12 protein-coding genes are annotated in these 14,293 nt (G+C 45.6%); 7 read left to right on the top strand and 5 right to left on the bottom strand.

Going from position 1 to position 14,293, the window contains the following annotated elements; all coding sequences use genetic code 11:
* Window positions 1-457: 457 nt before the first annotated feature.
* The 4 genes from GA0116948_RS20395 to GA0116948_RS20380 all read right to left on the bottom strand — a co-directional run bounded on the left by GA0116948_RS20395 (window position 458) and on the right by GA0116948_RS20380 (window position 7,233).
* On the bottom strand, window positions 458-1,873 hold the full coding sequence (locus GA0116948_RS20395; protein ID WP_089715683.1) for a RagB/SusD family nutrient uptake outer membrane protein: 1,416 nt from the start codon (window positions 1,871-1,873) through the stop codon (window positions 458-460).
* 75 nt (window positions 1,874-1,948) lie between these two features.
* The gene (locus tag GA0116948_RS20390; protein WP_165798548.1) at window positions 1,949-5,287 is read right to left on the bottom strand and encodes a SusC/RagA family TonB-linked outer membrane protein; all 3,339 of its coding nucleotides are present in this window, start codon (window positions 5,285-5,287) and stop codon (window positions 1,949-1,951) included.
* A gap of 181 nt (window positions 5,288-5,468) precedes the next feature.
* Window positions 5,469-6,605, bottom strand: coding sequence for a FecR family protein (locus GA0116948_RS20385; RefSeq protein ID WP_165798547.1), 1,137 nt, complete (start codon window positions 6,603-6,605; stop codon window positions 5,469-5,471).
* Window positions 6,606-6,669: 64 nt separating this feature from the next.
* Window positions 6,670-7,233, bottom strand: a complete 564-nt coding sequence (locus GA0116948_RS20380) for an RNA polymerase sigma factor (RefSeq protein WP_089715678.1) — start codon at window positions 7,231-7,233, stop codon at window positions 6,670-6,672.
* 225 nt (window positions 7,234-7,458) lie between these two features.
* On the opposite strand from GA0116948_RS20380, the gene GA0116948_RS20375 reads away from it, so the two are divergent.
* The 7 genes from GA0116948_RS20375 (at window position 7,459) to GA0116948_RS21735 (ending at window position 12,486) form a co-directional block, all read left to right on the top strand.
* On the top strand, window positions 7,459-8,109 hold the full coding sequence (locus tag GA0116948_RS20375; RefSeq protein WP_089715676.1) for a FadR/GntR family transcriptional regulator: 651 nt from the start codon (window positions 7,459-7,461) through the stop codon (window positions 8,107-8,109).
* A gap of 11 nt (window positions 8,110-8,120) precedes the next feature.
* Entirely contained in the window at window positions 8,121-8,954 is an 834-nt protein-coding gene (locus GA0116948_RS20370) for a sulfite exporter TauE/SafE family protein (RefSeq protein WP_089715674.1), read from the top strand.
* Window positions 8,955-8,978: 24 nt separating this feature from the next.
* The gene (locus GA0116948_RS20365) at window positions 8,979-9,377 is read left to right on the top strand and encodes a DUF1634 domain-containing protein (protein ID WP_089715673.1); all 399 of its coding nucleotides are present in this window, start codon (window positions 8,979-8,981) and stop codon (window positions 9,375-9,377) included.
* Between the two features lie 241 nt (window positions 9,378-9,618).
* The gene (locus GA0116948_RS20360) at window positions 9,619-10,116 is read left to right on the top strand and encodes a ferritin (protein ID WP_089715671.1); all 498 of its coding nucleotides are present in this window, start codon (window positions 9,619-9,621) and stop codon (window positions 10,114-10,116) included.
* Between the two features lie 363 nt (window positions 10,117-10,479).
* The gene (locus tag GA0116948_RS20355) at window positions 10,480-11,004 is read left to right on the top strand and encodes an EXPERA domain-containing protein (protein WP_089715669.1); all 525 of its coding nucleotides are present in this window, start codon (window positions 10,480-10,482) and stop codon (window positions 11,002-11,004) included.
* 6 nt (window positions 11,005-11,010) lie between these two features.
* Complete coding sequence (locus GA0116948_RS20350) at window positions 11,011-11,820, top strand: SDR family NAD(P)-dependent oxidoreductase (protein WP_089715667.1); 810 nt, start codon at window positions 11,011-11,013, stop codon at window positions 11,818-11,820.
* Between the two features lie 51 nt (window positions 11,821-11,871).
* Window positions 11,872-12,486, top strand: a complete 615-nt coding sequence (locus GA0116948_RS21735) for a phosphatase PAP2 family protein (protein WP_317041941.1) — start codon at window positions 11,872-11,874, stop codon at window positions 12,484-12,486.
* Between the two features lie 197 nt (window positions 12,487-12,683).
* Here GA0116948_RS21735 and GA0116948_RS20340 read toward each other — a convergent pair whose 3' ends face one another.
* The gene (locus GA0116948_RS20340; RefSeq protein WP_089715666.1) at window positions 12,684-13,583 is read right to left on the bottom strand and encodes a glutamate--tRNA ligase family protein; all 900 of its coding nucleotides are present in this window, start codon (window positions 13,581-13,583) and stop codon (window positions 12,684-12,686) included.
* Window positions 13,584-14,293: the final 710 nt, after the last annotated feature.

The raw sequence follows: 14,293 nt of genomic DNA, 5'->3' as shown, positions 1-14,293 counted from the left end.
CCCGGCGGGCAAAAGCAATTCTATTAACTGACGGTAACTCTCTTCCAAAATGTTGATTTAATCCGCAAAAAAACAGCTTTAACATTAATCCCCCATGTTTTCAACTTGATCCACAATTTCACCTTCGTATTAAATAATTTAGTAGCGGCATCAGTCGTGCTATTATTGAGGGCATACATTACGTCCAGATAATGCGTTTGGCAAAGTATATCCTTAACTATTGAAAGACTTGCTTATTACAAAAAGAAACCAGGTATGGGCTATTGGTATTACTGAAATACCCATGCGCAAAGGTTTCATGTATCTAATGAGTTAGTTAGAAACTTTTTATCCTGCTGTTGTAAAGAATGCTGTAAAATATAGGCTCTTATTTTTTAGATTCAAACGCTAATAACAAATCCCGGAACACAGCGTTCCGGGATTTGTTATTAGCGCAAATATTTATGAATAGGGATGTTTACTCTCCATAACCAGGATTCTGTGTAAGGTTGTGGTTATTATTCCGGTCGTATTTAGGAATGGGATATAAAGCTGCATTAGTGGTCCATCCTTCTTTTACCTTACTCAATACAGCATCGGCGCGACCTGTTCTTCTCAGGTCGTTCCAGCGGTGACCATACTCGCCGAAGAGTTCTATCCGGCGTTCCTGTTCAACGGCCAGCAGTATGTCGGCCTGGCTAGAGGCGGTTGTTGCGGGCAGTCCGGCACGGCTGCGGATCACATTGATGGCTGCAATGGCGCCACTGAGATTATTTTGTTGGGCCTTTGCTTCTGCGCTTATCAGGTATTGCTCTGCCAGCCGGAGGTAGGTGCAATATTCTCCGTCATCGCCCTCATCCTCTGCAGATTGTTTGTATTTAAATGGGTAGTAATAGGTCGTTCCTTCATAGGTGCTGGTGCCTACCCAGTTGTCGAACCGCTTGTCTCCTGTTTCAAAAGCCTTTACGAGATAATCGCTCAGCAGGTAGTTGGGGATGGATTTGCTCCCAAAGCTATAATATTGACCCTCTTGTGTAAAGCCAACAAAGGCGGCAGGGGAGGCGGTTACTTGCCAGATAGCCTCCTGGTTGTTTTTTACAAAAATACCGCCCAGTTTTTCGGTACTAAGCAGGTTATATAATTCTGTGTGATTAATGACACTGTCGGCATTTAACTGTGCATTTGCCCAATCGCCTGCATACAGGTAAGCCCTTGACAGTAAGGCTTGGGCTACGTATTTGTTGGGCCGTGTACGTTCTCCATTTGCGTAGGAGTAATCTGTTAGCAGGTGATCCCTGGCGTCTGTGAGGTCTGAGATAATTTGTTTGTAAACATCTTCTTTCTTGCTGCGATAGAGGGTGTTGTTTTTCACTGCATCGGTTGTAGTTACAATGGGAACATCACCATATAAGTTCACCAGGTTGAAATGACAGAATGCTCTTACGAATTTGGCTTCGCTGATCGCTTCCGTTTTCATGGTGCTACTTATCGTGCCGGTGCTGTTTTGCACGCCTTCAATGATGGAATTGGCCTGGTAGATAGAGGAATAAAGATCGGCCCATAAGGCGGCCACTTTGTATTCGTCTGTCGCCAGGGTGTAGAAATAATAGGGATCGTAATCGCTGCTGGGAACATAAAATTTAAATTCATCGCTGGAGTTGCCGGTGAGAAAAGAAAGATTAAACTGGAGGTCGTACGAATTAGAGTACGCCATGGTGATATACATTCCTGAGATGGTAGACTTCAGCGTATTGTCTGTAGCAAAAGCAGTAGACGTAACCAACTGGTCGCTGGGTGCGTCTACATCGATGAATTTCTTGCAGCCTGCAGCCGACATGCCTAGGGCAATGAGTGCTGCTGCAAATATTTTAGGTGATTTGATTGTAAGTTTCATACCAATTTTTTTTGGCTTGATCGTTTATGTTAATCCTAGTTGTGGGTGGACGGCGCTTAGAGGGTCACCCTAAAACTAGAAGGAGAATTTAACGCCTGCAGTAAAGGTCTTCAGCGGCGGAATGTTCCCTGCAGGGCTTTCCGGGTCAAAGCCCCTGAACTTGGTGCCGGTGAAGAGATTTTGTCCTTGCAGGTATAGTTGGGCTGCACTCATTTTGATATGTTTTAACCAACTTTCGCTGAAGGTGTAGGATAACGATACATTTTTTACTCTCCAATAGGCACCGTTACTGAGTAAGGCATCCGACTGTGAATACTTCACGTAGGAGTTGTAGGCACTTCCATCGGTGTTGTATCCGAATGTTTTGGTAGCAATTTTACCATTGGTTTGCTTAAACAGATCGTAGATATAGGAGGATTTATTGGTAGCATCGTAACCGGGAGGGGTAGTGCTGCCGTAGTCGATGCTTTGCTTGGTAGCGTGTCCTACGAACTGCAATAGAACGTCTAGTGAAAAGCCTTTGTACCGGAAGGAGTTGTTCATCCCACCAAAGTAATCTGGATCTGATTTACCTACTGCTATTTTGTCGCCCAGGCCATTGGCCGCCAGGCCGTCTTCTGATAGCAGGGTGGTTCCATTCTTGTTGGCATCCAAAACAGTGGGCAATCCGGTAGTGGCTGATAGTCCGGTATAGTGCCACGCGTAGATGGTACTCATGGATTGTCCTACTACCATGTAGTTGATGTACCCGGTATTGGCAATAGTGGGGAAGGATACCAGTTTGCTTTGCGCAAAGCTGATGTTGATAGAGGTATTCCAGCTAAAGTTTTTGTTTTTGATGTTTTGAGTAGACAGCGTAAACTCCAGGCCTTTTCTCCGTATCAATGCGGGCAGGTTAGCATAGTAGGATGAAAAACCGGAAACTGTGGAGAGGGGATTGCTCACCAGGGGATTGTTCGTGTTGTTCACATACCAGGTGCCAGATACCAGTATCCTGTCTTTCAAAAATCCTAGATCCAAGGCGACTTCAGATTTTTTATTTACCTCCCATTTGAGGTTTGGATTGGCAATTTTACTGGGTACTAACCCTGATATGCCATTATACCCATAGTAGGTGGTTTGATAGGTGGAAAGGTATTGGTAGTTGGGTATCTGGTCGTTACCAGAGCTACCATAGCTTCCCCGCAGCTTTCCATAACTCAGGAACGAGAGCTTGTTTTTGATGAGATTTTCTTCAGAGAAGATCCATGCGGCGCCTACCGATCCAAAGCTGCCGAAGCGGTTATTGACACCAAATTTAGAAGAGCCATCATAGCGGTAGTTAATATTTACGATGTATTTATTGAGCCAGTTATAATTAGCCCTTCCGAAAACAGACTGGTATTTATATTCAGAACTGAAATTGGTAACATAAATGCTACCCGCAGCGGCTACAGAACCCAGTAATGCATCGGAAGTGTAGTGATTTGCCGAGATATAAAAAGGCTGCACATAACTATTATTCTGCAAGGTAGAACCTACCAGTACATTCAGCGTACCATCGCCAATCTTATGGGTGTAATCTGCCTGTGGTTCTACGTTCCAGGTTTCTGCATAGTTTTGCTGGAAGTAGGAATAAGGTAGATAAGTAGTATTAAAAGGGTTCAGCGATAAAGAAGAAACCTGGCTCTGGGCGTCGGTAAGCAGTTTGTTATAGGAGGTGCTTACTTTCAGGTTCAGCCCATGAACAGGGGTGTATTTCAGCATAATATTACCAATCAGGTTATTGGTCTTTGCTGTATAGCGGTCGTATTTATATTTGAGTGGATTATCATATGCCAATGAATATGTATTGAGATCAAACCAATACAAGTTTTTGCCGGTAGAGTCGTATAGCGGGAAATCGGGTGCCATGCTGAATGCTACGCTGGCCAGGTCAGTAGAGTAGCCCAACCTAGCAGTGTTGTTATTTTTGTCCACTGTCATTGTAGCAGAAATATTGGCCATAAATTTCCTGTCGGGAGAAGTGTGTTCTACAGACAAGTGAACGGCACCTCTGCCATATTTATAATCGCCCGGTATTACAGTAGTTTCTTTGTGATAAGTACCACTCAGGAGAAAATTAGTTTGGAAATTACCTCCGGAGAAACTCACCGCAGCATCCGTCAGATGTGCGGTGCGGCCTATCAGCGTTTTGGCAAAATCGGTAGTTTTGGTAGTATCCCACAGCACAAGATCTGGTGCGGTAGAAGCGGTAGGAGTCAGGTTAGAGTTATCAAAAGCCTGGTGACGCACTTCCAGGTATTGAGCGGTTGTCATATTATGCACCTTGTGCAGGTCTGACACCATTGAAATACCGCTATTAACGTTTACGTCCAATTTTGTTTTACCGGCTTTACCTTTTTTGGTGGTAATCAGTATAACTCCATTGGCACCTCTGCTGCCGTATATGGCGGTGGCGTCGGCGTCCTTGAGCACTTCTATGCTTTCAATATCGCCTGGATTCATGGTATTCAACGGGCTGCTTCCAAACGAAGGTTGCAGGAATCCTTTGGTATTTCCGCCGGCAGAATAAACAGGTTCAGAAAGGAAGGATACTCCATCGATAATATAAAGAGGCGCAGTTCCGGTAGCGGCCACGTTATTGATAGATGGCAATGAAGCGGCGGCACGTATCTGTACTTTGATGCCGGCGCCGGGGGTACCACTATTTTCCGTGATGAGCATGCCCGGCACCTGTCCGGCTAATACCTGCAACACGTTGGTGACCGGTTGTTTCGCAATATCTGCGGCAGTAACTTTCGTTACGGTGCCGGTATTGATACGCTGGCTGGTGGTTTGCCCATATGCCAATACCTGTACTTCGTCCAGCTTATTAACGGCTACTTTGAGCTGCACCGATATAACGCCTTTTTTGTCTTTCAAAGAAATTTCCTGTTTTTCGTACCCGATAGAGCTGATGATCAAGACATCATTTTCATTTACGTCCGATAAGGTAAATTCTCCTCTGAGATTGGTGGCAGTGCCGGTGCCGGTTCTTTTATTGATGACTGTGGCGGCATACAGTGGGCCGTTGTCACCGGCCACGTATCCTTTTATATCACCGGGCGGTGGCTGGGAAGCCACCGTTTCCGGTGCATTTTCCTGGGGCTTCAACACAATGGTTTTGCCTACAATGGCATAACTAAATGGTTGGTTTTTGAAACAAAGTTTTAATGCCTCTTCTATGGTGGCGTTTTGAATCGATACGTCTACTTTGGCAGTGGCATGCAGCCATTCGTCCCTGTACACAAAATAGTAGTTAGATTGATGCTCTATTTCTTTGAACACGGCATCTAAAGTAACATTGTGTGCGGAAATGTTGATGCGCTGGGCATATCCCCGGGCGCTTACCTGAAGGCAGGCTGCTAAAATAAAAAAGGCCGTCCACTTCATCGTCATCCATATTTTGGTTGAATTCCGCCTTTTTTCTCCTGGCGGGAAAAGTTTGCAATAAAAAGTCGATTGCATAGTTTTGCATTGTTTGGTTGATAAATAAGCAGTCTGTCAGATTGTAAAAAAATTGGCCAAATACTCGCCGGGAGTGGCTTCAACACTTCCGGTTTTTTTTACGAGTTTATTTCAGTACGGTTATGTTTTTTCCAGTTATTTTAAAATGTAATCCACTTAATTCCAGCACTTTCAATACCTCCGACAAGTTCATATCGCGGGGTACTTTTCCACTGATATGGCCGTTGGGAATACCATCTTCATAAGTAATTTCTACATCATACCAACGGGATAGTTGGCGCATAATGGCCGGCACATCGGCGCTGTTAAGCTGGAATAATCCATTTTTCCATGCAATTGCTTCCTCTGTATCTACATTGGGCAAAAGTTTAATAAGGCCGTTTGGCAGAGTTTGTGCCTGCTGACCAGGCTTCAGTACCAGGTTTGCGGCATGCAGGCTTACCTTTACAGCGCCTTCCAGCAGCGTAGTTTTCACGGTCTTTTCATCTGCATAGGCATTTACATTAAAGTGGGTACCCAGCACTTCAATTTTTGTATCCTCATTTATCAGGATGGAAAAAGGCTGCTTTTCATTTTGGGCTACTTCAAAATATACTTCACCCGTAATTTGTACGCTACGTTCCGGTGTATGAAAAACGGTGGGGTAGCGGATGGAAGACGCCGCGTTCAGCCAGGCTTTGGTGCCATCCGGCAGGGTTACCTGGAACTGGCGCCCCCGGGGCGTAGCTATCATATTATAGGCGACATCCGTCGTTTCCCCGGTTGGATCGTAGGTTAATTGTCCATTTTGTAAAAGCACCTTTGCGCCTTGCTGGGTGGCGATCACGCCATTGTGCAGGCTGTCGAGTACTAATTGCTGGCCATTGGCCAATGTTAGCACGGCTCCATTTTTTCCGGGAGCAATGACGGGCGCGGTGGTTTTTGCCGTTAGGATGGGTGCGTGTGACCGCTGCTGTAAAAACAAAAACAAGCTACCTCCGGTAATTAATATAAATAGGGCTGCGGCATAAGACAGCCTTCGTTTGCGTGTGTTTATAGGTACCACCGGCGTTATTTGCGCCTGTATTTTTTGCCAGATACGGTATTGATGCGCGGCTTCATCACTGACAAACTCTTCCGGCACGTTTTGGGGCATATCTTTCCCTTTTAGCCGGTACCATTCGGTGAATGCCTGCTTTTCTTCAGGGCTGATGGTACCCTGTAGCCATTTTTCAGCCAATTCCTGGTAGCGTTTCTCATCCATACTAAACATAAGTAAGGGAAAAGCGGCGATCCCTTACTTGACTACCCATATTTTTTTATTTTTTTTAAAAGAAGTGGAAAAAGGCTGCATCGTTCAATCCTTTTCGGATGCGGGCAAGCGCCCGTGTGATCTGGGTTTCCACGGTTTTGGAAGAGATATTAAGCTGGGTAGCAATTGCTTTGTGAGAATAACCTTGTTCCCGGCTGAGGCGGTAAATCAATTGGCATTTTTCGGGAAGGGCGTCTACTAATTGTTCCAGTTCTTGTAGCAGCTGGTTAAATTCCAGGCGTTGGCTGGTAGGGGTGGTGAAAGAAGGAGCGGCCTGAAGACCGCTTTCTAATTGATTACGACGGTTTCTCCTGGCTAGCAGGGTCATTACCTGGTATTTAACGGAGGCTGCCAGGTAGTGCTTTACAGAGCGGATTTCGGCAGTTTGGCGACGGGCCCATAAGTCGGTATAAATTTCCTGAACAATTTCTTCTGCTTCGGTGTAGTTGTCCAGTTTGGAAAGGGCCACAGAAAAAACAAGTTTCCAATACCGGTTATACAGCTCCTCGAAAGCCCTATGATCACCCTGTTGCAGGAGGCCCACCAATTCTCCATCATTATATCCAGTATATGAGACCATCAATCAGTTGTATGCAGTTACCAGGAATTTATAAAGCATGCGCAGGCAATTACCATTCATCCATTAGGATCTTGAATGACCCATTTTAAAGGTAGGGATTTTTTCTGTGTAATCGTGCGATGCGTGAAATTGAAGTATATCCACCGGCTAACATCTGCTCGCCAGGAATAAATAAAACATCAGATGTTTTATAAAACATCGTATGTTTGTATAAAATGTAATGCCATGAAGCGTGCCAGGCTGTCGGACCAAGTGGTGGAAAAGATCCGTGACGATATTCAACGTAAGCGTTACAAGCCGGGAGATAAAATTCCGGCGGAGCCGGCGTTAATGAAAATATATGCGGTGGGGCGCTCCACCATCCGCGAGGCGATCAAAAGCCTGGCAATGTCGGGTATTCTGAAGGTACAGCAGGGTGCAGGCACGTTTGTGAATGCCGACCTGGAAACAGCGAGCCTGGAACAACGTTTGCAAAGGGCAAATTTTGAAGAGATCAATGCCGTGCGGAAGTTGCTGGAAGAGGAAATTGTATCGTTGGCAGTTGCACATCATACACCGGCACAGCTGGCAGCCATCGGGGAGTGCCTCCTTGCCCGCAAAGAAGCCATAGCAGCAGAAGACCGGCAGGCGTGTACGGAGGCAGATATTGCTTTTCACATGGCGATAGCTCACGCGTCGGGCAATCGGGTGCTGGCTGGGCTATACCAGCATTTTACGGCTACTATCCGCTCATTTTTTTCCAAGCGCGCTTTGCAGGGCTTTGCTCATTTTGCTATGAGTCATCATTTGCATGAAGATCTTTTTAAGGCGATCAAAGCCAAACGCAAAAAGGCGGCCCTCGACATCATCCGCCATATCCTCGCTCATAATTATTAAAAACTACTGTAATGTCCATTCTTGCATTTACACTTATCTTACTGGCAGGCGCTTACCTGGCCGGTCTTGTAGGATCGCTGACCGGCTTAGGCGGGGGCGTGGTGGTGATCCCTTTGCTTACGCTGGTATTTCATATCGACATCCGCTATGCCATTGGTGCGGCCCTGTTGGCATCTATCGCTACCTCATCTGGTGCAGCCAGTGCTTATGTAAAAGAAGGCATTACCAATATACGCCTGGGTATGTTCCTGGAGATAGCCACGACCATTGGTGCCGTGATCGGCGCATTTATAGCAGTGTATACGCCTACCAATACAATTGCCATCTTGTTTGGCGCCATTTTATTGTTTTCGGCAGCAATGACCATTCGTAAGAAAAACCAGGAAGCGCTGGCCGTGGGTAGCAAGTGGTCGGTGAAATTCAAGCTCAATAGTAGTTATCCTACCAAAGATGGTGTAGTGCCTTATCAATTAAACCATGTTGGGGCAGGTTTTTCCATCATGACGTTAGCTGGCATCATGTCGGGTTTGCTGGGCATTGGGTCTGGCGCATTGAAAGTGCTGGCCATGGATACAACGATGCATATCCCTTTCAAGGTGAGTACTACTACGAGCAATTTTATGATCGGTGTTACGGCGGCGGCCAGCGCGGTGGTATATCTTCAGCGGGGTTATATGGACCCTGGCATTGCCTTCCCGGTGGTGCTGGGGGTGATAGGCGGTGCATTTACCGGGGCTAAATTGCTGGCCCGTATTGATCCCAAGCTGCTGCGATACCTTTTCTGTGCTGCTATTTCCTTTGTGGCTATCGAGATGATCTATAATGGTTATCATCATCAATTTTAAAGGCCTTCTTTAAAAATATAAAGTATGAAAAGAACTTCAAAAAGGTTTTTGGTAGACCACGATATAGAACAGATCATTGGCTGGCAATTACGGCTTGGAGTGATCACTGCCAGTGTTATCGTAGGTATTGGCGGGTTATTATATCTCATGCAGTCTGGCAGGCAGGCAAGACCACCTTATCATCAGTTCCTGGGTACTGCTGCGGGATTTACAACGCTAAAGGAAATTTTGACGGGGATGCAACAAGGAGATGCGAAGGCGTATGTCCAGCTGGGCGTGGTAATACTAATTCTTACACCTATTTTTCGCATAGCTTTTTCACTGGTGGGTTTTGTACTGGAGAAAGACAGGCTCTATATCTGTATTACGCTGATCGTGCTGGCGGTGATGATGATCAGTATTTTTGGCGGGTTAAAGGTGTAGTGGCGCTATTGAAACAAAAGGAAGGGTTGAGAAAATTTAAAGTATTACTACTGAAAAACATATTACCCGTGTAACGTTGCATCCAGTTTAACGGAAGTTTGGCGATGATGATACGTAACGCATATCGCGTTGGACTATTAGTTTGTGATGCTCACTAAATTATCGGATCCGGAATTTTTTGTTAGACAGAGGAAATTTTTGGAGGGTATGCTTATATTTACATACACAATAATTTAAATCTATGTTAATACAGAGAATGCAAGATGCCCTTAATGCCCAGGTGCTGATGGAGGCACAGAGTTCCCAGGCTTACCTGGCCATGGGCAGTTGGGCGGAAATACAACCTGGTCTGAAAGGTGTTACCCAGTTTTTCTTCCGGCACAGTGAAGAAGAACGGATGCACATGCTGAAGCTAATCCATTATATTAACGAAAGGGGCGGTTTTGCGGTAGTGCCTGCATTGGAAAAGCCGGTGCTTACCTTTGTTTCCCTGAAAAGTGCCTTCGATCAGCTTTATAAACATGAAGTAAAAGTGAGCGAAAGCATTAATAACCTTGTGGAAATAGCAAGAGAATTGAAGGATTATGCTACGGATCATTTCCTGCAATGGTATGTATTGGAACAAATGGAAGAAGAAAAACTGGCCAGGGATTGCAACGATAAGCTGGAACTCATTGGCGACGACAAGAGTGGGCTTTATCTTTTTGACCGCGACATCATGACCCTGGATCAATCTTAAGGTTTACGCATTAATATATGCCGTCATCCACGGCTATTCCGCTTACACTATTCAGCCCTGCCTGTTTTTACAGCGCAGGGCTTTGTATAAAGGGAGAAAGAAGCCCTAACGATGCATAACGGATATGCTGCTGTTTACAAAGATTCCCCGATATCACTGCTGGCAGTAATAACTTTTCTATTTACAAAAGTGTCAAGGATTATAGTGGTCCAATGCCCGGTACCTGGCGACTTCTTCCTTGCCGGCAACTGCGTTTCCTTTCCAAAATATTGGTAAGTCTACGTTATTGATGCCAGAAAATAGTAACTAACAGTAGGTAGAGGTTTATTATATTTAGCCTTCAAAAAAATATTGTATCGAATTATGCATCCTTTACCGTTATCAAAACGCCCGTTGGACATTGCGCTCATTGTCTTCTTTTGCGTCAATCTTTTTTTCATTACTTATATCGTAGACATTGAACAATTAATTATACCAGATGCATATCATTTTCAATATCCCTCCTGGCCGCCTGCCGTATTGGTGGACCTGGTCCATTGGTACGGTCATAATTTTGATCCGGTGTTGATGGCAAGACCAGCCTGGTGGCGCGCTACCATATGGATAGATGCTATTTTCTTTGGCCCTTTTTATGCGGTGGCTATTTATGCTTATGCCAAAGGGAAAAACTGGATACGGTTTGCCAGTATTGTGTGGGCATCTGTTATGCTGACAAATGTATTTATCATTTTATTTGAAGAAATAAACGGTGAGCATGCTACGCCACAGTTGAGCCGTGTACTACTGTCTAACGCAGCCTGGGTTATTTTCCCTGTTATTGTAATGTACAGGATGTGGTCTTCCGTTAATCCGTTTTCCGCCGCAAGTTCTGGTCAGCCAAAAAATTAATCCTGAATGTTTAAACAGAAATATGGTACTACGGCGTTGGTAGCCGGTGCATCTGAGGGCATGGGTGCAGCTTACGCCCATGCGCTGGCTAGCCGGGGAATGAACCTGGTGCTGATTGCCCGTCGTAAGGAGGAGCTGGAAGCCACCGCTGCGGACATTGCAACCCGGTATGGGGTGAAAGTATTGCCCGTAGTTTGCGACCTGGCAGCCCCGGATGCTACCCAACAAATCATCCATGTTATTGGCGATACTGCTATTGATTTCCTGGTATATAATGCTGCGTTATCTTTTATAGGGCCTTATCTTTCCACGGGCCCATCCACCCATTTGGATATAGCAGCGGTAAACGTTCAAACACCACTGGCCCTGCTACATTATTTTGGCGGTAAAATGGTGGCCCGCCGCCGGGGCGGCATTGTGATGATGGCGTCCCTGGCGGGTTTTCAAGGCTCCGGGTTTCTTGCCACTTATGGGGCCTCCAAGGCTTTTGACCGGGTGCTGGCGGAAGGGTTATGGTATGAATGGAAGCCTTTTGGGGTAGACGTGATTGCCTGCTGTGCTGGTGCTACGGCTACGCCTAATTACAATAATACCCATCCCCGGAAGGGCAGTTTCCTGGAGCCAAAAGCCCAGTTGCCAGCGCAGGTAGTGGAAGAATGTCTGCAAAAAATAGGCACTGTACCTTCCTTTGTGAGTGGCACTGGAAATAAACTGGTAAGCTTCTTATTGAGCCATGTTTTGCCAAGGAAAAAAACGGTGAAGATCATGGGGGATAGTATGCATAAAATATACGGATCGAAATGGGAATCCAATTAGGGATACTTGTAAAGTGGATCGTTATTGATAAAAATTAAAGCGTTTTATCACATGAAAGCGGATATGTTTCCCCTGACCAAACGGTCGATAGCCCTGGTGGCGGTAATGTGGTTTTTTCTCTTTCCGGCCAACATGGTGGCGCAGTCCAGGCTGCAGCAATTCGATGACCGGGTTTTAGAAAACTTGGAAACCACGAGGACACCATCGCAAACGGCGGTGTGGCGTACTGTTTCAGACGCCAACCTCTATGTGAATGTAGGTATTCCTGCCACTCTGCTTGTTACCGGGTTGATTAAAAACGACGCAGACATGAAGCAGAATGCGCTTTACATGGCCACTAACGCCATCAGCACGGAATTAATAAACCTGCTGATCAAGAAACTGGTGAAACGTCCCCGGCCTTTTATCACCAATATGCGCTTAACGCCAGTGTATAAGCCAGGTTCTTATTCCTTTCCATCCGGACATACCTCTTCTGCCTTCAGTTCCGGTGTTACACTAGCGCGTGCGTATCCCCACTGGTATATTATTGTACCGTCGCTGGTATGGGCTTCTGCGGTGGGATATTCCCGGATGTACCTGGGCGTACATTATCCCAGCGATGTGGCCACTGGTGCGCTATTGGGTACAGGCACCGCTTTTGCATTGGGATTTATGCGGCGCTGACCGCCTGCTTCCACCTATTTTATCACCGGCAGATAGGGAGGGGATTGATTTTTATCAAACCCCTTCAGACTTTCTATTTCAACAAGGAAAATGAATTTGCCTGTAATTATCCCAGTTTCTTGCCGCAGGTACCCGCTACCCGCTACGCGCAGGTTGTAGGCATGTGAATAGCCGGAATGCGTTCTATGTTTTTCCGATTACAATGCATGGGTAGCTGGCAATACCAACTTACCAAGCGATGTCCAATGGGTAGCGGGTGTATGTAACCGTAAAGCGGCGGAGATCATTTTGTAAACAGTTTCCGCCGTATGTCCCTGCGTCCGCTGATAGTGAATGGAAGTAGCGCCGGCAGATTTGGAGAGTTTTTGTCCATCCGGTTCCAACAGGAGGGGGTGATGATAAAAAGTGGCGTTGATAAAGGATGTTGCGTTCAATACGCTAGCAAGGTATTGCTGTGCAAGGGTAGCATCCCAAAGGTCTTTTCCTCTTACAATGAGGTCTACGCCAAAATGTTGGTCATCTACCAGGGAGGCAAGCTGGTAGGCAGGATAGCCGTCTTTTTTACGTACTACGAAATGCTGCATGGTAGCAGGTAATGGAGCAGTTATCGTTCCTTGCTCCAGTGTTTTTACTTGTAATGGAGTAAGGTCTGTGCGCAGCCGCCAGGCTGCATTCGGTGTATCCAGCGGGAGGTGTTTTGCCTGGCAGGTACCAGCATAACTCCCATCTGCACGCTGCCGCAAAATCTGAGCGCGGGAGCAGGTGCAGGCATAGACCATATCTTGTGCCACGAGTTTTTCCAAGGCTTCGTTGTAATACGATAGGCGCTTTAGTTGAGAGAAATGCTGTTGGTACGCTGTTGCATTTTGCGGGCCTTCGTTCCAGGGGATGTTAAGAAAGTGCAGGGTATCGAAGATGTCTTGTATATAAGCAGGTTGCACGCGCTCGCGATCCATATCGTCTATGCGCAGGAGTGTGTGCGCGCCGTAATACCGGGCAAGACTGGCCGTGAGCGCAAAGGAAAGCGCATTGCCGATATGAAGATACCCACTCGGTGTGGGCGCGAGGCGCGTGCGATGGAAGGTGGGTGATTGCATGGAGTGGGAAGGTACGAAAATTGAAGGTTTTGGGTGATGTGGGGGGGACTAAGGTGTTGATTTGTTTATAAATATTTAGTAGCTTGAAGTATCGCTATTTTTACCTGCTTAATTAAAAATGTACCCCTACTATAAATGATGGAAAACGCTGTTATTCTCTTGTATGCGGTTCCTTTTTGATTTATTTGATTGGTTGTTTTCAATGTGGTGCTATCGCTCAAAGGGAAAATATAAGCTTTTGGACTGCCTTTTTATTAGCCTTTTTCTTTTCCCCAATTGTTGGATATTTACATGTTGTCGCAAATCTATCTCCCGATAATTCAAAGGGAAATTTGAAAACTGAAGAGAATTGAGTAATGATTTGCTTTCATTTTATTATGTAGTTTTGCTTTTAAACCACCTGCTGTTTTTCGTAAGACTAAACATTCTAGTTGTGATTTGCTTTCATTTTATTATGTAGTTTCGCTTTTAAACAACTTTAACCCTGCGTAAAAGCTTGTCTGCCCGGTTGTGATTTGCTTTCATTTTATTATGTAGTTTCGCTTTTAAACAACTTGTTGCGCGGTGTTCCCGGCAAATCAATGTTGTGATTTGCTTTCATTTTATTATGTAGTTTGAGGTGGGTCGATTTTGCCGGACAGTGAAGTCTCTTAGGTTAAAGATATATTTTCCAAATGTAAGAAAGGGCTTTAAATTTAATTTGATCTGAA

The organism is Chitinophaga costaii, from assembly GCF_900094705.1.
GTDB classification, from domain to species: Bacteria; Bacteroidota; Bacteroidia; order Chitinophagales; family Chitinophagaceae; genus Chitinophaga; species Chitinophaga costaii.
This window is presented reverse-complemented; position numbering and strand designations above follow the sequence as displayed.